The organism is Pseudomonas sp. zfem003, assembly GCF_032621675.1.
GTDB lineage: Bacteria > Pseudomonadota > Gammaproteobacteria > Pseudomonadales > Pseudomonadaceae > Metapseudomonas > Metapseudomonas otitidis.
The window spans coordinates 136,665-152,783 of the sequence record NZ_JAVYJG010000001.1 but is presented as its reverse complement, the minus strand read 5'-3'; the positions used below and the strand labels follow the sequence as shown (position 1 = coordinate 152,783).

The 16,119-nt window shown below is 68.5% G+C and carries 15 protein-coding genes; 9 read left to right on the top strand and 6 right to left on the bottom strand.

The window, feature by feature from the left end; translation table 11 throughout:
- The first annotated feature begins 11 nt into the window (after positions 1 to 11).
- From RTK35_RS00800 to RTK35_RS00790, 3 genes are read left to right on the top strand one after another with little or no spacing between them, the layout of a single operon-like run.
- Complete coding sequence (locus RTK35_RS00800) at positions 12 to 779, top strand: 3-hydroxyacyl-CoA dehydrogenase (protein WP_160483246.1); 768 nt, start codon at positions 12 to 14, stop codon at positions 777 to 779.
- A gap of 10 nt (positions 780 to 789) precedes the next feature.
- Positions 790 to 1,977 carry an acetyl-CoA C-acyltransferase gene (locus RTK35_RS00795; RefSeq protein ID WP_316907118.1) on the top strand — a complete coding sequence of 396 codons (1,188 nt, stop codon included), beginning with the start codon at positions 790 to 792 and terminating at the stop codon, positions 1,975 to 1,977.
- An 11-nt stretch (positions 1,978 to 1,988) separates the two neighbouring features.
- Positions 1,989 to 3,116 carry an acyl-CoA dehydrogenase family protein gene (locus RTK35_RS00790; RefSeq protein WP_044410309.1) on the top strand — a complete coding sequence of 376 codons (1,128 nt, stop codon included), beginning with the start codon at positions 1,989 to 1,991 and terminating at the stop codon, positions 3,114 to 3,116.
- A 75-nt stretch (positions 3,117 to 3,191) separates the two neighbouring features.
- On the opposite strand, the gene RTK35_RS00785 is transcribed toward RTK35_RS00790, so the two are convergent.
- Together RTK35_RS00785 and RTK35_RS00780 are read right to left on the bottom strand one after the other, a co-directional pair.
- Complete coding sequence (locus RTK35_RS00785) at positions 3,192 to 3,578, bottom strand: hypothetical protein (RefSeq protein WP_316907116.1); 387 nt, start codon at positions 3,576 to 3,578, stop codon at positions 3,192 to 3,194.
- Positions 3,579 to 3,902: 324 nt separating this feature from the next.
- Positions 3,903 to 4,481 carry a GNAT family N-acetyltransferase gene (locus RTK35_RS00780; RefSeq protein WP_316907115.1) on the bottom strand — a complete coding sequence of 193 codons (579 nt, stop codon included), beginning with the start codon at positions 4,479 to 4,481 and terminating at the stop codon, positions 3,903 to 3,905.
- A gap of 224 nt (positions 4,482 to 4,705) precedes the next feature.
- Here RTK35_RS00780 and RTK35_RS00775 point away from each other — a divergent pair, with 224 nt between their 5' ends.
- Positions 4,706 to 4,927, top strand: a complete 222-nt coding sequence (locus tag RTK35_RS00775) for a hypothetical protein (protein ID WP_208276565.1) — start codon at positions 4,706 to 4,708, stop codon at positions 4,925 to 4,927.
- 116 nt (positions 4,928 to 5,043) lie between these two features.
- Here the strand turns inward: RTK35_RS00775 and RTK35_RS00770 are convergent, their stop codons facing one another.
- Positions 5,044 to 5,409: a hypothetical protein gene (locus RTK35_RS00770; protein WP_044410320.1), complete on the bottom strand. Its 366-nt coding sequence runs from the start codon at positions 5,407 to 5,409 to the stop codon at positions 5,044 to 5,046.
- 330 nt (positions 5,410 to 5,739) lie between these two features.
- On the opposite strand from RTK35_RS00770, the gene RTK35_RS00765 reads away from it, so the two are divergent.
- Positions 5,740 to 6,609, top strand: a complete 870-nt coding sequence (locus RTK35_RS00765; protein ID WP_182852916.1) for a LysR family transcriptional regulator — start codon at positions 5,740 to 5,742, stop codon at positions 6,607 to 6,609.
- A gap of 46 nt (positions 6,610 to 6,655) precedes the next feature.
- Here RTK35_RS00765 and RTK35_RS00760 read toward each other — a convergent pair whose 3' ends face one another.
- Positions 6,656 to 8,497, bottom strand: a complete 1,842-nt coding sequence (locus RTK35_RS00760; RefSeq protein WP_316907114.1) for a zinc-dependent metalloprotease family protein — start codon at positions 8,495 to 8,497, stop codon at positions 6,656 to 6,658.
- Positions 8,498 to 8,517: 20 nt separating this feature from the next.
- Entirely contained in the window at positions 8,518 to 9,189 is a 672-nt protein-coding gene (locus tag RTK35_RS00755) for a hypothetical protein (protein WP_236212679.1), read from the bottom strand.
- A gap of 801 nt (positions 9,190 to 9,990) precedes the next feature.
- Here RTK35_RS00755 and RTK35_RS00750 point away from each other — a divergent pair.
- Complete coding sequence (locus tag RTK35_RS00750) at positions 9,991 to 10,683, top strand: hypothetical protein (protein WP_236215029.1); 693 nt, start codon at positions 9,991 to 9,993, stop codon at positions 10,681 to 10,683.
- Between the two features lie 20 nt (positions 10,684 to 10,703).
- Entirely contained in the window at positions 10,704 to 12,563 is a 1,860-nt protein-coding gene (locus RTK35_RS00745; protein ID WP_316907113.1) for a zinc-dependent metalloprotease family protein, read from the top strand.
- A gap of 81 nt (positions 12,564 to 12,644) precedes the next feature.
- On the opposite strand, the gene RTK35_RS00740 is transcribed toward RTK35_RS00745, so the two are convergent.
- Positions 12,645 to 13,115, bottom strand: a complete 471-nt coding sequence (locus tag RTK35_RS00740) for a hypothetical protein (protein WP_316907112.1) — start codon at positions 13,113 to 13,115, stop codon at positions 12,645 to 12,647.
- Between the two features lie 228 nt (positions 13,116 to 13,343).
- Between RTK35_RS00740 and RTK35_RS00735 the strand changes: the two genes are divergently transcribed.
- On the top strand, positions 13,344 to 14,393 hold the full coding sequence (locus RTK35_RS00735) for a putative 2-aminoethylphosphonate ABC transporter ATP-binding protein (RefSeq protein ID WP_316907111.1): 1,050 nt from the start codon (positions 13,344 to 13,346) through the stop codon (positions 14,391 to 14,393).
- Positions 14,393 to 16,105 (top strand): putative 2-aminoethylphosphonate ABC transporter permease subunit, encoded by a 1,713-nt coding sequence (locus RTK35_RS00730; RefSeq protein WP_316907110.1) that lies wholly within the window; start codon positions 14,393 to 14,395, stop codon positions 16,103 to 16,105. Before RTK35_RS00735 ends, RTK35_RS00730 begins: the two co-directional genes overlap by 1 nt.
- The last annotated feature ends 14 nt before the right edge of the window (positions 16,106 to 16,119 follow it).

Here is a 16,119-nt window from a genome sequence, read left to right as displayed (position 1 = left end):
GAGAACACAACGTGCGTATCGAACAATCCGTATTCCTGGTGACCGGCGGCAGCTCCGGCCTCGGCCTGGCCACCGCCCGCGAGCTGGTGGGGCAGGGCGGCCGCGTGGTGCTGGTGGACATCAATGCCGACGCCGGTGCCGCCGCCGCCGAGGAGCTGGGCGCGAGCGCGCGCTTCGTCCGTGCCGACATCACCCGCGAGGACGACGCCCGCCAGGCTGTTGCCACCGCCAAGGAGGCCTTCGGCGGCCTGCACGGGCTGGTCAACTGCGCCGGCATCGCCCCGGCGGAGAAGGTGGTGGGCCGCAACGGCGCCCACGGCCTGGAGAGCTTCCGCCGGGTGATCGAGGTGAACCTGATCGGCAGCTTCAACATGCTGCGCCTGGCCGCCGAGGCCATGGCCGCCGCCGAACCCAATGCCGAGGGCGAGCGCGGGGTGATCATCAACACCGCCTCGGTGGCGGCCTTCGACGGGCAGATGGGCCAGGCGGCCTATTCCGCCTCCAAGGGCGGTGTGGCCGCCATGACCCTGCCCATCGCCCGTGACCTGGCGCGCTCGGGCATCCGCGTGATGTGCATCGCCCCCGGCATCTTCGAGACGCCGATGATGGCCGCCATGCCCCAGGAGGTGCGCGATTCCCTGGGCGCTTCGGTGCCGTTCCCGCCGCGCCTGGGGCGCCCGGCAGAGTATGCGGCGCTGGTGCGCCACATCGTCGAGAACGTGATGCTCAACGGCGAGGTGATCCGCCTCGACGGTGCCATCCGCATGGCGGCCAAGTAAGGAGAACCCCATGAACCATGACCCCATCGTGATCGTCAGCGCCGCCCGCACCCCCATGGGCGGTTTCCTCGGCGACTTCAAGGACATGACCGCCGCCCAGCTCGGCGCCGCCGCCAACCGCGCGGCCCTGGCGCGCGCCGGGCTGGCCGCCGACGCCGTGGACGAAGTCATCACCGGTTGCGTGCTGCAGGCCGGCCAGGGCCAGGCGCCGGCACGCCAGGCCGCGCTCGGTGCCGGGCTGCCGGCCGGCGTGGTCTGCTCCACGGTGAACAAGATGTGCGGCTCGGGCATGAAGGCGGTGATGCTGGGCCACGACCTGCTGGCCGCCGGCAGCGCCGACGTGGTGCTGGCCGGCGGCATGGAGAGCATGTCCAACGCGCCGTACCTGCTGGAGCGCGCCCGCTCCGGCTACCGCATGGGCCACGGCAAGGTGCTCGACCACATGTTCCTCGACGGCCTGGAGGACGCCTACGACAAGGGCCGCCTGATGGGCACCTTCGCCGAGGACTGCGCCCAGGCCTACGGCTTCACCCGCGAGCAGCAGGACGCCTTCGCCATCGCCTCCCTGACCCGCGCGCAGAAGGCCATGAGCGAGGGGCGCTTCGCCGCCGAGATCGTCGCCGTGGAGGCCAGGGCCGGCCGCGAGACCCGCACCGTCGATCAGGACGAGCAGCCGCCCAAGGCGCGCCTGGAGAAGATCCCGACCCTGAAGCCGGCCTTCCGCGACGGCGGCACGGTGACGGCGGCCAATGCCAGCTCCATCTCCGACGGCGCCGCCGCGCTGCTGCTGATGCGCCAGTCCGAAGCGGAGAAGCGCGGCCTCAGGCCGCTGGCCCGGATTGCCGGCCATGCGTCCTTCGCCCACGCGCCCAACCTGTTCACCACCGCGCCGGTGGGTGCCATCCAGCGGCTGCTGACGCGCACCGGCTGGAGCCTGGCGGAGGTGGATCTGTTCGAGGTCAACGAGGCCTTCGCCGTGGTGCCCATGGTGGCCATGCGTGACTTGGACATCGCCCACGACCGCATCAACATCCACGGCGGCGCCTGCGCCCTGGGGCACCCCATCGGGGCGTCCGGCGCGCGGGTGCTGGTGACTCTGCTCAATGCGCTGGGCCAGTACGGCCTGAAGCGCGGCGTGGCCTCGGTGTGCATCGGTGGCGGCGAAGCCACCGCCGTGGCCCTCGAACTCATCGGCTGAAGGAGCCCGTCATGATTCCCTCCGAAGACGACATCCAGATCCGCGACGTGGCCCGCCAGTTCGCCCAGGAGCGGCTGAAGCCCTTCGCGGCCGACTGGGACCGTGAGCACCGCTTCCCCGCCGAGGCCATCCGCGAGATGGCCGAGCTGGGCTTCCTCGGCATGCTGGTGCCGGAAGAATGGGGCGGGGCGGCCACCGGCCACCTGGCCTACGCCATGGCCCTGGAGGAGATCGCCGCCGGTGACGGCGCCTGCTCCACCATCATGAGCGTGCACAATTCGGTGGGCTGCATGCCCATCCTCAAGTTCGGCAGCGAGGAGCAGAAGGCCCGCTTCCTGCGGCCACTGGCGGAAGGACGGATGATCGGCGCCTTCGCCCTCACCGAGCCCCAGGCCGGCTCCGATGCCAGCGACCTGCGCACCCGTGCCCGGCGCGATGGCGACCACTACGTGCTGAACGGCGCAAAGCAGTTCATCACCTCCGGCAGTCATGCGGGGGTGGTGATCGTCTTTGCCGTGACCGACCCCCAAGCCGGCAAGAAGGGCATCAGTGCCTTCATCGTCCCCACCGACACCCCTGGCTATCAGGTGGTGCGGGTGGAGGAGAAGCTCGGCCAGCACGCCTCGGACACCTGCCAGATCCAGCTGGATGACGTGCGCATCCCTGCCGCCCTGCGCCTGGGCGAGGAGGGCGAGGGCTACCGCATCGCGCTGTCGAACCTGGAGGGCGGGCGCATCGGCATTGCCGCTCAGTCGGTGGGCATGGCACGGGCCGCGTTCGAGGCGGCGCGGGACTACGCCCACGAGCGCAAGACCTTCGGCAAGCCGATCATCGAGCACCAGGCAGTGGCCTTCCGCCTGGCGGACATGGCCACCCGCATCGCCGTGGCGCGGCAGATGGTCCACCACGCCGCCAGCCTGCGTGAAGCGGGCATGCCCTGCCTGACGGAGGCCTCCATGGCCAAGCTGTTCGCTTCGGAAATGGCGGAGGAGGTGTGTTCGGCGGCCATCCAGACCCTGGGGGGTTACGGCTACCTGAAGGACTTCCCGGTGGAACGCATCTACCGCGACGTGCGGGTGTGCCAGATCTACGAGGGGACGTCGGATGTGCAGCGGATGGTGATTGCGCGGAGCCTCTAGGCTCTCTACGAAAAGTGCCTGCGCTCGGTGATGCTGCGTTCGTGCGCGCGGAGCCTCGCGGCTCCGCGTTGTACCTCAGGCCACCGGCTTGCGCGGTGGCGGGGCGATGCCGGGTTGGCTGCGGGCGAACATCAGGTAGGCGTCCATCAGCAGGGCCTCCAGCCCCGACAACAGGCGTTCGCGCTGGTGAGCCGCGTGGGAGTTGCCGTCGGCCTCCAGCTCGTCGCGGATGCGCTGCACCAGGTGGGTGGCCTGCACCAGGCGGTAGTTGCCGAGATCACGGCAGGCTTCCGGCGGGGAGTCCCGGCGCACGTCCAGCACCTCGTCGGAGAAGTCCTCCAGGGTGGGGAAACGCAGCGGGTCGTTCAGGGGCGCGGCGTCGAACAGGGTCTGCTCAGGCGCGCGTATATCCCGCAGCAGCAGGTCCTGGTGGGGCCGGGGAAGCAAGGTGGCGTCAGGCATGGGCGGGCTCCGGGTGGCGGTCGGCTGCGGCAGCCGGGGAGGTCCATTGGGTACGCATGGCGGGTGTCCTGTCTGGGCCTTTTGTCAGGCCTCTGGCTGGTCGGAATGGTCCGGGAGGTCAGCCGGAACGGGGGCGCTGCACGTTCATGTGTGAACCCGTTCACAGGTTGACCGTCGTGGCGGGCGACTCTAGCGAGGGCCCGTAGGCGCACTCAAGGAAGATGCGGCGTTTTCAGATTTATCTGATCGCCAGGGCGCCGAGTGCGTCGCCCGGAAAAGCAAAGCCCCGGCACGGGGCCGGGGCTTGCAGGTAGGCAGGGGGTGTCAGAGGGCGAGTTTGTGCACCACCTGGGTGGGGTCGTCTTCGTCACGGCGGCGTTGCATGCCGAAGCGGCGGGCCAGCCCGCGCATGCCGGCGTTGCTGGCCGAGTCGATGGAGTAGAGGCCGCGAATGCCATTGCGCTTGGCGGCTTCGATCAGGTGGCGCAGCAGGACGCTGCCCAGGCCACGGCGCAGCCACTCATCCGCCACGGTGACGGCGAACTCGCCTTTCTCATCGCTGACCCGTGCATACCGGCTGATGCCGACTTCCAGCAGTTCACCGTCCACGTGGGCCAGGGCGACCAGGGCCACGCGGTCGTGGTCGTCCACGTCCATCAATTGCTCCAGCAGCGAAGGCGCCACTTCGCGGAATTCGCCGAGGAAGCGGTTGTGGCGTGCCTCGGGCGACAGGCGGTTGATGAAGGCGCGCTCGCGCTCGCGGTCATCCTCGCGCAGCGGGCGGATCAGGACGTGGGTGCCGTCCTCCAGGGGCTCGATCCAGTACTCGCCACGGGGCGCGGCGTGCAGCGGCAGGGGATGGGCGGGCTGGGCAATCGCGGTGTTGAGCGCGGACATGGGCATGTCTCCATACAGGTTCGAAACCGGTGCGCGCGTTGAGCGCGGCGTATGGCTCCTGTTTACGCCCCTGGTCGCGTGCACGATTGATCGGGATCAATCCTGGCGGGAAGCGGGCTGCGCCGGGTTGTCGCAGGCGTGGCAACGGCGGAAATGATCCAGATCAAGGGAAGGGCCGATGGGAGGTTCAGCATGGCTCCATCGGATTGAATGACTCATGGAGAACGACCATGGCTACGCCTCGTGACTGCTCTTCCGCACTGGCCCTGCTGGATCTCTTCCTGTTGGGCTGCGACGGGCCCGAACTGCCAGAATCCAACCTCTTCCATTCCAGCCCGTCGGTTCGCCGGCCGGTGGCTGGGGGTGTGAATGGCGTGTCCGGCGACGGCCCGATGCCGGGGCATCGCCCTGGGCTGCTGGCCTCGCGGGCCGGGCTGGGCAAGCGTCACTGACGAAGGGCGGGAAGGGCCGGTGCCTGTGCGCACCGGCTCCCGGCTCGGGGAGGGGGAAAGCCCCGCGTCACGTACGTCCCTGTACGCGAACCACGGGAAAGCGGTTGGCAGGCCGTTTAGCTGCAGGGCGCCTGCGGGCCGCCGGTGATGGCTTCGACGTTGTTCAGCACGTCCTGGCCTTGCTTGATCTTCTGGGCGTTCTCCACGTCCTGCATGGTGTAGTTCGAGTAGCCGGTGCGCGAGCTGTCCATGTTCGCCTTGGTCTGCATCAGGGTGGTCCCCAGTTCCAGCAGGCTGCGCCCGGTGGAGACCAGGTCGGCTGCGGCGTTGGGGGTGCAGGGTGAGTTCGCTGAGGCGACCTGGGTGGGCTGCCGGCCCTGGTTCATCAGGCCCTGGGACTGGGTGTTCTGCGGCAGGCAGCCGGACGTGGTGAAGATGACCGAAACGAGCGCGAAGCCGGCGGCGATTCCTTGGAGGTTCATCGGGCATTCCTTTGTTGGGCGGGCGGAGTGGCCCTGGAGGGGAGCAGGGCCGGGTCGTGGGCGAGCGACCCACAGGGGCACCTTTGAAAACGGGCTGCGTTTTCAAAGGTGCCGAGGGCAGGCCTGGACGCCGTGGACGGAAGTCTAGGGAGGCGCTTGGCGGCCTTGAATAGTACGGGTGTGCTAGCCGGTGTGACCGGGCTGGCATTACCGGCCCATCCATGCCTCTCCGCCTCGGGAACCGGGGGCGGCTGTCGGGCCTGAACGGCGGTGAATCCCGTCATCTTCGTGCCTATAATCGGCGCCTTCCCGCAGTCCGGAACCTTCCCCATGCTCTGTGCCGAGCTCAAGGCCTTCCACATGGTCGCCCGCCTGGGCAGCATCACCCAGGCCGCCAAGAAGCTGGGGCTGAGCCAGCCCACCGTCACCACCCAGATCCGCAACCTGGAGAGCCGCTACGCCGTGGAGCTGTTCCACCGCGGCGGACGGCGGCTGACCCTGAGCGAGGAGGGCGTGCGGCTGTTGCCGATGGTGCGCGAGCTGCTGCAACAGGAGGCGGACATCGAGTTCTTCCTGCGCAACAGCGGGCAGATGCAGGGCACCCTGCGCATCGGCGCCACCTCGCCGTACTACGTGCTGGGGTTGGTGCGGCGCTTCCGCGAGCGCTTCCCGCAGATCGAGGTGTCGGTGGAGATCGGCAACTCCCAGCAGGTGCTGGAGGCGCTGGACGAGTACCGGGTGGACCTGGCGGCCTCATCGCAGCCAGTGGAGGATGCGCGCCTCACGCGCCTGCTGCTCGGCCGTGATCCGCTGGTGCTGGCGGTGCACCGCAGCCATCCCCTGGCCGCTGCCGGGCTGGTGCAGGTGGCGGCCCTGCGGGGCCATGACCTGCTGATGCGTGAGCGCGGTTCGATCACCCGGCAGATCACCGAGCGCCTGTTGGCGGAGGCGGGCATCGACGTGGGACCGCTGCTGGAGATCGGCAGCCGCGAATCCATCCGCGAGGCGGTGATCCGCAACATCGGCATCAGCATCATCGCGCGGCATGAAGTGCCGGATAACCCGGAGCTGCGGGTGGTGGAGCTGGAAGGCGCGCCGGTGATCGACGAATACCTGTACTGCCTGAAGGACCGCCGCCAGGCGCGTCTGCCGGCCGCGTTCATGGCCCTGGCGCGCGAGGCTTGCGAAGAGGGCCGCTGACGGGGCCGCAGAAGGGAAAGCCCCCGGCAAGGCCGGGGGCTGTGGCTCAGAGCCGGTTGAAGCTGACGTTGTCCAGGTACAGGGACTGGTCCTTGCGGGTGCCCAGTACCAGCAGCTCCACGCGGCGGTAGGTGCCGGCGGGGATCTGCACGTCCTGCTGCAGACGGCTCCAGGCGCCGCCCACGGTGCCGCTCATGCCCAGGGGCAGGTAGCGACCCTGGCCGCTGGTGTCTTCCAGGTACAGGTAGCCGTAGGTGAGACCCTTGATGGCAGCGTTGCGGCCGATCATCACGTCGGCGGCCAGGCGGTAGCCGAAACCTCCCTGCACCTTGCCCTGCAGCGGGATGCTGGCGCCGCTGCCTTCGTACAGGCGGGCGTAGCTTTCCAGCGAGGTGCCGGTGTTGCCACCCAGGGTCACCAGGCGGGTGGTGCCGTGGAAACCGGCCCAGCCGGCCGCGCCGTTCTCGAAGTTCCACGCCAGCGTCGAGGGGACGGTGGGGGTGGTCGGGGTGGTGGGCTTCGGCTCGGTCACCTCAGTCAGCTCCACTTCGTCCACCAGCACGCTCAGGCCGTCGCGGCTGATCAGGCCCACGTAGGTGGTGCGCGGCGGGGTCTGGGCGCGGGTGTAGGTGAAGGTGCGTTCCAGGGTGGTGAACTCGCTGCTGGTCACCGACTGGGTCACGCCCGAGGCGCTGCTGTAGCTGATGCGGTCGTTGGCCTCGTGGAGGATGCCCAGGTAGAGGTTGCCGCGGGCATTGGCACCCTTGAGCATGACCTTGGCACGCAGGCGGTAGCGGGCGCCTTCGCGCAGGGCGGTGACCGGGGTGGCGAGGATGTCGCTGCCGCCGTTGGGCAGTTCCAGCAGCAGGGCGTTGTCGCGGCAGGTCTTGCCGACGTTCACCAGGCTCGTCGTGCCATAGCCCAGCAGGGCCTGCCAGCCCTCCTCGGTGCGGAATTCACCATTGGCCACCAGGCCCTTGAGCGCCGGCTTGTTGCACCAGGCCGGGGTCGGCGTGGTGGGCGGTGTGGTCGGGGGCGTGGTCGGCGGGGTGGTGGGGGTGCCCGGGTTGGTGGGGTTCTGCGTCTCCGGCACCTTGGTGGCGCGCAGGGCGGCGATCTGTGCCGCCATGGCGTTCAGTGCACGGGCTGCGTCGGCGTGGTTCTCCTGGCCGCAGGCCTGGTTGGCGCAGGTGCTGTCCACCACGCGCGGCGAGGAGAACAGCGGGGCCTGGACGCGGGCGTTGAACACGTGTGGGTAGCCCATGATGGTGGAGAACTGGCCCTGCACGCCGTAGCCACGGCTCCATTCGAAGGTGCCCTGGTGCCAGTCGGACTGGTAGTAGCCCTCCGTCTGGTCCTGCTCGTAAGAGTGGCGCAGGCCCATGTTGTGGCCGATCTCATGGGCCATGGTGCTCAGGCTGCAGTCGACGCCTGTGATGGCGTAGGCGCTGTTGGCGGAACCGGAGTTGAAGGTGCCGCTGTTCTTCGGCCCGGAGAGCACATAGCCGATGCCGCACACGCCGTAGCCCTGGCCGTCCTGGGTGCGACCGATCAGGTGGACCATGTCGGCGCCGTAGGTCTCGCGCAGCTGCTGCACGCGGCTGTCGGCGGCGAAGGCGGCCAGGTCACGGCTGGAGACGGTGGGGTAGCTGGCCCAGTCCAGCAGCTGGCGATGCACCAGGCGCAGGCGCAGGTCGACGTTGCTTTTCTTGTAGGCGTTGTTGGCGTACTCGATGTAGCTGGCGATGCGCGCGTCCATGTCGCGGCCGTTGGGCAGCGCCTGGGCGTCCTTGGTGTAGAGCACCAGGATGTCGACGGTGCGCGGCTCGGCCGCATGGGCGGCCTGGACGGCGACGGCCAGCAGGGCACCGATGAAGAGTCTTTTCATGGGAGACGTTCCTTGTGGGATCAGCCCTGGGCGGGCGGCGGCAGGGGAGGCAGTTGCTTGGCGTCGGGGGTGACGATCGGGTCCGGCGTGGCGCGCATCAGCAGCGCGTTCTGGTCGGTCACCTGGGTGGCGCCGGTGGCGTTGTCCACCACGAAGGACAGGGTCTGCTCGGGGGTGGCGAGGGTGATGTGGGTTTCCAGCTGGCCCTTCACCACGGTCAGGGTGTCGGCGTCGCTGCCGCCCTCCACCGGGCCGCTCCACACGGCGGTGCTGCCGGTGTTGTGGGTCTCGTCCAGCTTGGCTCGCAGGGGCTCCTGGCGACCCGGTACGCCCAGTTGCAGGGTGCGGCCCACGGCGAGCGCGCCCAGCAGGTCGGGGGAGGTCCGGGTGTGGTAGACGGTCATGCCGTCCTGATCCTCGGCCCGCAGGGTGTCAGGCGCCCACAGGGCCAGGGTGGTGGCTGGGGGTACATCCTGCGGAGCGGCTGGTGAGGCTTTCGCGGCGACCGGGGCAGCGGCTTGCGGCAGGCTGCCGGCGTCTGCCAGGGACGGCGACGGGGTCGGGCGGGTGTCGGACGGTGCCGAGGCCACCGGCGCCTGATCGCCTTGTGCTGGCGCGTCCTTGAGCAGGACGGCGAGGGTCGTGCCGGCCGTCACCAGGGCGACGGCCGAGTAGAGCCAGGTTTTCCGCATGGGGTTCTCCTTTTTCACCCGGTCTGGGCCGGGTCTCTCGTGATCCGCCGGAGCACGTCCGTGATGCGCAGGCGGGTTCGATCAACGGGCAGGCAAAGGCCAGCCATTGAATTCAATGACGACGCAAGGGGCTGTTCGGTTGAGCCGGTGAATTAATTCCGAATGAAGTGGGTACTACTTATTCAAACGTGCGGTGTCGGTTTGAATTGAACAATTCGTTTCTACTATCAGATTGCCAGTGTCTTAAGTTGCATGAAGCCAACTAAGGGAATAGCGCAGAAGTGAAGCGGCACGCACTGGAGTGCTTCACAACCGTTTGTAATCAAAGGATTTTGTCTAGCGATTACGTCGATGATGGCGACGTGTTATCAGTTGTTCGCTGTTGGATACCGCCGGATTTCGTAATTACCCACGATTGGCGGCGAGGCTGTCAAACCAGCAATGTGCGAGAAATCCCAATTATCCCGATGGCCATTGAGGAACTGTTTAAGGTGGTGGTTGGTTCACTTGCGGAAGTTGAACGCGTTCAACTTTCTGCGAGCCGTGTAACGTCCTTCAGGAAGCCAGGGATCGGTAGCAGGCGGGGTAGCAGCGCAATGGTGTGATCCAGCGCTTTGCTAATAGCGAAAGCGTATTTATGACCAATGAAGGCACTGTGATATCAATTTTCCGGCGTCAATAAATCGAACAACTGGCCGTTACCCCTCGCAACGGTCGAACCTGTTCCACGGTTCGTCAGGGATGCTCTTCCGTGGTTTCGCTGCCACCCGGCTGTGCCGGGTGAAACATGGGAAGGTGGTCATGCCCCGTACGCTCCTCTACCTGGCGGTTGCCCTGGTCACATCAGGTGTCACCCTTGCCGTCCTCCTGCGCGATGCCCCATCGGCTCCGGCCGTTACCCAGCACACCCCATTGCCAGCAGCATCGGCGGCTCCGTTGCCCGTCGCCCCGGTCATGGCGGGTGCCCCCGTAGCGGCCAGCCCGATGCCGGTTGCGGTGAACGTGGTGCCGGCACCCCATGTCGCCACGGTGCCCGTGGCGGACGCCCCCACCGACACCCTGGTCGAACTCTGGGACAGCCACTCCCTGGTGCCCGAGCAACAGCAGGAAATGACCCTTTACCGCACCCAGGTGGCGACCACCTCCCTGGGTGAACTGTCCGTCGGCAAGACCCTGCAGCTGGGCGTGCCCGGCCGCCAGGCACCGCTGCGCGCCACGCTGGACGAGACCCACAACACTGGCGGTGCTGCCGTCTGGAGCGGCCCGGTGGAGGGCGGCCAGCCGGAAGACACCCTCACCGTGGTGAAGGGCCAGCTGGAGACCCACATCACCCTCGCCACCCGCGAGCAGACCCTGTCCATGGTGGTGGACAACGCCACCGGCAGCACCCTGGTGACCGACCAGAACCAGTTGCTGATGCGTGCCACCCCGGACGCCCTCGTGACCCCCGATTCCACGCCGTTGCAGCCCCTCCCGCCGCCGACCCGCGGCTGAGCGCTACAGGAACGATGACCATGAAGAAACTGCTCGCCTGCCTGGCCCTGCTCCTGCTGGCCCCCTTCACCCAAGCCGCCACCACCGAACCGCGCACCGTCGACATCCTGGTGCTCTACACCAAGGACGCCCAGGCCCTGCCCAACGGGCGGGACATGAACGCCCGCATCGCCAGCTACATCGAGTTCGCCAACAACGCCTACAAGAAAAGCAACGTCAACCTGCGCCTGCGCCTGGTCAACGCCCAGCCGCTCACCTGGGCCAGCTACCCGACCATCTCCTCCAATGACCTTGCCGCCTTCGCCGCCGACCCGCGTGTGCAGCAGCTGCGCGAAACCTACGGCGCCGACGTGGTGCAGCTGATCAGCCGCACCCAGGTGGGGCAGGGCTATGGCGTGTGCGGCATCGGCTACGTGCTCTCCGGGCCGAAGAACAGCGGCACCTTCCAGAACGGTGCCTGGGCCAGTGCCTACGGCATCACCGGGGTGGACTGCAGCCTGAGCACCATGGCCCACGAGATCGGCCACAACATGGGGCTGCGCCATTCCTACGAGCAGGACCAGACCGAGGGCTACTACACCTACCTGGCCCGTGGCATTCACCAGGGCACCTACGAGTGGGGCCGGGGCTACGGGGTACAGGGGCGCTTCTCCACCATCATGGCCTACCCCCAGGTGTTCAACGCGTCCGTGCAGGCACCGCTGTTCTCCACGCCTAACGTGGTCGATACCACCTGCGCCAACCAGGCCTGCGGCCGTGCCAGCTTCGCCGACGCCGCCCGGGCGCTGAACGACATGGCCGCGCAGATCGCCGCCCTGCGCCCGACCAAGGTGCCCGAGACGGTCAACCCGACCTCGACGCCTACTACGCCCACGACCCCCACCTCGCCGACCACACCCACCACCCCGACGACGCCCACCCCGCCGGTCACCACGGCCTGGTGCGACAAACCGGCGCTCAAGGGCCTGGTGGCCAACGGCGAATTCCGCACCCTGGATGGCTGGAAGGCACTGCTCAACCTGGCCAAGCTCAGCACCCTCAACGTCGGCAAGACCTGCCGTGACGACGCCCTGCAGTTCGAGCTGCCGGCCGGCCGCGACGACGTGCTGGCCACCTCGGTGGGCGCACTGAAGGTCGGCGCCACCTACCGGCTCAAGGCCAAGGTGATGCTCAAGGGCACCAACGTGCGCGGCAACGTCTACCTGGGCATGGTTCACGAGGAGAACGCCGGCATCAGCTACAGCACGGCCAACGGCGTGATCAAGTCGGTGACCAGCACTGAGTTCACCCCCATCGACGTCACCTTCGTCTACCAGCCGCCGGCCAGCGTCATCCGCAACACCTACCTGGGCCTGGTCAGCGTCAACCGCCTGGCTGTGTTGCTGGATGAGGTGGAACTCAGCGAAGTGACCCCCACCAACCCCGTCACCCCGGTGACCCCGGCCGCCTTCAGCTGGAACTTCGACAGCGCCATCGGCGACTGGGCGGGCTTCTACGGCAGCACCCGGCTGACCGCCCTGGCAACCACCGGCAAGTCCCTGGAGGTGTACGCCCGCAAGGCCGACGGCACCGGCGCCAGCCTGCTCCTGGCCGGCAAGGTGCAGCCGGGGCTGTCCTACCGCTTCGCCGCCGACGTGATGGTGGGCCGCACCACCAGCATCGCCGCGCTGGCCTATGCCTACCTCTACCTGGAAGACACCGCCGGCAACGGCCGGCTGCTGTCCCTGGGCGTGGTGAACACCCAGGGCGGCGCCTGGGGCAAGCTGCAGCAGAGCTTCCAGGTGCCAGCCGGAACCTACCGGCGCATGGAGCTGATGGTGCTCAGCACCCGCTCCGACCAGTCGCTGTACCTGGACAACGTCAGCCTCAACCGGCTCTAAGCCCGCACGCCCGGTCCCTGTTGCAGGGGCCGGGCTTTCCAACCAGGGGCTGGCAGTCGCATGCCAGCCCCGTCTTGCCTCTTAGTGCCTCGAAACGAAATCAAAACGCGCGCCGGCAGCGCGGACGAGCGTGGCGATGTCCGCCTCCTGTTCCGGCAGACCCGCGAAGATCACCTGCAGGCCTTCGAGTCGCTGGCCCTTCAGCGCCCCCTGCATGACCGCGGCGTCCAGTGCCGGCGCACCCCCGATGACCAGAACGCGCGGGGTGGACGAGCGCGCCACCTGGCTCAGCAGCGCCGCCAGCTGAGTGGCGTTGGCACCGCCGCCGGAGGCGATCGCCAACTGGTCTGCCAGGGTTCCGTGGCTGGGGATGGTGACGGTGACCAGCTCGCGTGCCTGCGTGGGGTTCGGTGTTTTCGCCAGGGCCTCGGCCAGGATCTGGCCCTGCTTCTTCTCCGGCGGGTGGGTGCTGCAGCCACCCAGTCCGAGGGCCATGACGGCCAGCGCCAGGACAACGGCGCGATGGGGGCGGGGGCGGTGTTCGTTCGGCATGCTGAGTCTCCTTCTCCATGGATCGATGGGCCCTGAAGCCCGTCCCGGCGCGGCCGCGCCGGCCGCTGTGCACACTACCAGAGCGCTGGCCTATACCAAATCCGCCAATGCCACTATCGGTGGGCTTGGGGTTATCGCCACATGGATTTCGCATTTGCTCCCTAGCATCAGCCTCGTCGAGCCGTACCGCGCTTCCTGCGGTGCGCCAGTGTTCTGCGAGGTCCTGTCATGTCCGCCACCCCCTATCTGCAGGCTTGCGAAGTGCGCAAGCGCTTCGGCAGTTTCACCGCCCTGGACGCGGTTTCCCTGGACATCGCCGAAGGCGAGCTGGTGTGCCTGCTGGGCCCCTCCGGCTGTGGCAAGACCACGCTGCTGCGCTGCATCGCCGGGCTGGAGCGGCAGGATGCCGGCGTGCTGCGCATGGGCGGGCGGGACATCTCCCACCTGCCGCCCCAGGCCCGTGACTACGGCATCCTGTTCCAGTCCTATGCGCTGTTCCCCAACCTCAGCGTCGAGCAGAACATCGCCTACGGCCTCACCGGTGCCAGCCGTGAAGAAGCCCGCCAGCGCGTGGCGCAGATGCTCGAACTGGTGGGCCTGACCGGCAGCGAGAAGAAGTACCCTGGCCAGCTGTCCGGTGGCCAGCAGCAGCGCGTGGCACTGGCCCGTGCCCTGGCGCCGTCGCCGTCGCTGCTGTTGCTGGACGAGCCCATGTCGGCGCTGGACGCCCGCGTCCGCGAGCACCTGTGCACCGAGCTTCGCCAGCTGCAGAAGCGCCTGGGCATCACCACCCTGATGGTCACCCACAACCAGGACGAGGCCATGCTCATGGCCGACCGCATCGCGGTGATGAACCACGGCCGGGTCGAGCAGTACGACACCCCCGAAGCCATCTACCGGCGCCCGGCCACGCCTTTCGTCGCCAGCTTCGTCGGCCAGGGCAACTGGCTGCCGTTCGAGGGCCGCGACGGGCGCCATGCCCGGGTCGGCGACCTGCGCCTGTGCCTGCCCGAGCAGGCGGGCGAGGGCGCCAGTGGCCAGCTGTTCTGCCGCCCCGAGGCCATCGCCGTGGAGCCCGGCCAGGACGACGACAACCGCTTCCGCGCCCAGGTGCGCGAGATCACCTTCCTCGGCAACCGCTGCCGGGTCAGCTTCGAGCTGGACGCCTTGCCCGGCCACCCGCTGCTGGCCGAGCTGGACCCGGCGCAGATGCCGCGCCTCGGCGGGCCGGACATCTGGGTGGCGCTGCCGTCCCGCAGCCTGCAGGTGTTCGCCTGATGGAGCGCACCCTGGCCCTGCCGCAGAGTGCCCGCCGTCGCCCGGGCGACCTGGGGGACCGCCTGTTCATCCAGGGCGGCAAGTGCTTGTTCCTGGCCTTCCTCGCCGTCGCTGTGGTGCTGCCCCTGGCGGCCATCTTCTGGCGCGGCTTCAGCGGTGAAGCCGGGCAGGGCGGTGGCCTGGTGGCCGCCCGCGAGCTGCTGGCCAGCGCCAACTTCCACTGGCTGCTGGGCAACAGCCTCAAGGTCTCCCTCAGCGTCGCCGCCCTGGTGGTGCCGGTGGCCTACCTGTTCGCCTACGCCCTGACCCGCACGCTGATCCCGGCCAAGGGGCTGTGGCGCGGCATCTCGCTGTTGCCGCTGCTGGCGCCCTCGATGCTGCCGGGGATCGCGCTGATCTACCTGTTCGGCAACCAGGGCCTGTTGCGTGGCTGGCTGCCGGACAACATCTACGGCTTCTGGGGCATCGTCCTGGGCGAGGCCATCTACACCTTCCCCCATGCGCTGATGATCCTCATCTCGGCGCTGTCCCTGGCCGACGGCCGCCTGTTCGACGCCGCCTCCAGCATGGGCGCCGGGCCCTGGAAGGCCTTCCGCAGCATCACCTGGCCGGCCACGCGCCAGGCCGTGTTCGCCGCCTTCTGCCTGGTGTTCACCCTGACCATCACCGACTTCGGCGTGCCGGTGGTGGTGGGTGGCGACTACCAGGTGCTGGCCCTGGAGGCCTACAAGGCGGTGGTGGGGCAGCAGCAGTTCGGTCGCGGTGCGCTGATCGGCATGGTGCTGCTGCTGCCGGCGCTGCTCAGCTTCGGCGTCGATGCCTGGCTGCGCCGGCGCCAGGGCGATGCCATGAGCGGCCGCGCCCACGTCCACCAGCCCAAGCCCTCGCGCCTGCGGGATGCCGGCTTCCTCGCCCTGGTGCTGCTGGTCTGCGCCGTGCTGCTGGGGGTGCTGGGCATGGCGGTGTACTCCTCGCTGGTGAAGTTCTGGCCCTACAACCTGTCGCTGTCCCTGCGTCACTACGCCTTCGAGGAAACCGCCGGCGGCGGCTGGCTGGCGTACCGCAACAGCCTGACCCTGGCGACCTGCACCGCGCTGTTCGGCGGCGCGCTGATCTTCACCGGCGCCTGGCTGATGGAGAAGACCCACGGCCAGCGCGCCCTGAACCAGGTGCTGCGCCTGCTCAGCTTCGTGCCCATGGCGGTACCCGGCCTGGTGCTGGGCCTGGGCTACGTCTTCTTCTTCAACCTGCCGGCCAACCCGCTGCACGGTCTCTACGGCAGCATGACGCTGCTGGTGGTGTGCTCCATCGCGCACTTCCTCACCACCGCGCAGATGACCGCCAGCACCGCGCTGCGCCAGCTCGACGGCGAGTTCGAGGCCGCCGCGCTGTCGCTGAAGATGCCGCTGTACCGCCACTACCTGAAGGTGACGCTGCCCATCTGCCTGCCGGCGCTGCTGGACATCGTCCGCTACCTGTTCGTCTCGGCCATGACCACCGTGTCCGCCGCGATCTTCCTCTACAGCCCGGACAGCGTGCTCGCCGCCGTCGCCGTGCTGAACATGGACGACGCCGGCAACGTCGGCGGCGCGGCCGCCATGTCCACCCTCATCCTGCTCACCTCGGCCGCCGTCTCGCTGCTGCTGGCCGGGGCCTCGCGCGGCCTGCTGCGCCGCTCCCAGGCCTGGCGCCAGACCGCGCCCGGCCACTGATCCACGGAGATCCC

Excerpts from the sequence above, each read along its gene's own strand:
- RTK35_RS00780 (WP_316907115.1), bottom strand. The coding sequence starts at position 4,481 with ATGCCCATGTCCGCGCTCAACACCGCGATTGCCCAGCCCGCCCATCCC.
- RTK35_RS00730 (WP_316907110.1), top strand. The coding sequence starts at position 14,393 with ATGGAGCGCACCCTGGCCCTGCCGCAGAGTGCCCGCCGTCGCCCGGGC.
- RTK35_RS00735 (WP_316907111.1), top strand. The coding sequence starts at position 13,344 with ATGTCCGCCACCCCCTATCTGCAGGCTTGCGAAGTGCGCAAGCGCTTC.
- RTK35_RS00760 (WP_316907114.1), bottom strand. The coding sequence starts at position 8,497 with ATGAAAAGACTCTTCATCGGTGCCCTGCTGGCCGTCGCCGTCCAGGCC.
- RTK35_RS00740 (WP_316907112.1), bottom strand. The coding sequence starts at position 13,115 with ATGCCGAACGAACACCGCCCCCGCCCCCATCGCGCCGTTGTCCTGGCG.
- RTK35_RS00745 (WP_316907113.1), top strand. The coding sequence starts at position 10,704 with ATGAAGAAACTGCTCGCCTGCCTGGCCCTGCTCCTGCTGGCCCCCTTC.
- RTK35_RS00750 (WP_236215029.1), top strand. The coding sequence starts at position 9,991 with ATGCCCCGTACGCTCCTCTACCTGGCGGTTGCCCTGGTCACATCAGGT.
- RTK35_RS00770 (WP_044410320.1), bottom strand. The coding sequence starts at position 5,409 with ATGAACCTCCAAGGAATCGCCGCCGGCTTCGCGCTCGTTTCGGTCATC.
- RTK35_RS00790 (WP_044410309.1), top strand. The coding sequence starts at position 1,989 with ATGATTCCCTCCGAAGACGACATCCAGATCCGCGACGTGGCCCGCCAG.
- RTK35_RS00775 (WP_208276565.1), top strand. The coding sequence starts at position 4,706 with ATGGCTACGCCTCGTGACTGCTCTTCCGCACTGGCCCTGCTGGATCTC.
- RTK35_RS00785 (WP_316907116.1), bottom strand. The coding sequence starts at position 3,578 with ATGCCTGACGCCACCTTGCTTCCCCGGCCCCACCAGGACCTGCTGCTG.
- RTK35_RS00765 (WP_182852916.1), top strand. The coding sequence starts at position 5,740 with ATGCTCTGTGCCGAGCTCAAGGCCTTCCACATGGTCGCCCGCCTGGGC.
- RTK35_RS00755 (WP_236212679.1), bottom strand. The coding sequence starts at position 9,189 with ATGCGGAAAACCTGGCTCTACTCGGCCGTCGCCCTGGTGACGGCCGGC.
- RTK35_RS00795 (WP_316907118.1), top strand. The coding sequence starts at position 790 with ATGAACCATGACCCCATCGTGATCGTCAGCGCCGCCCGCACCCCCATG.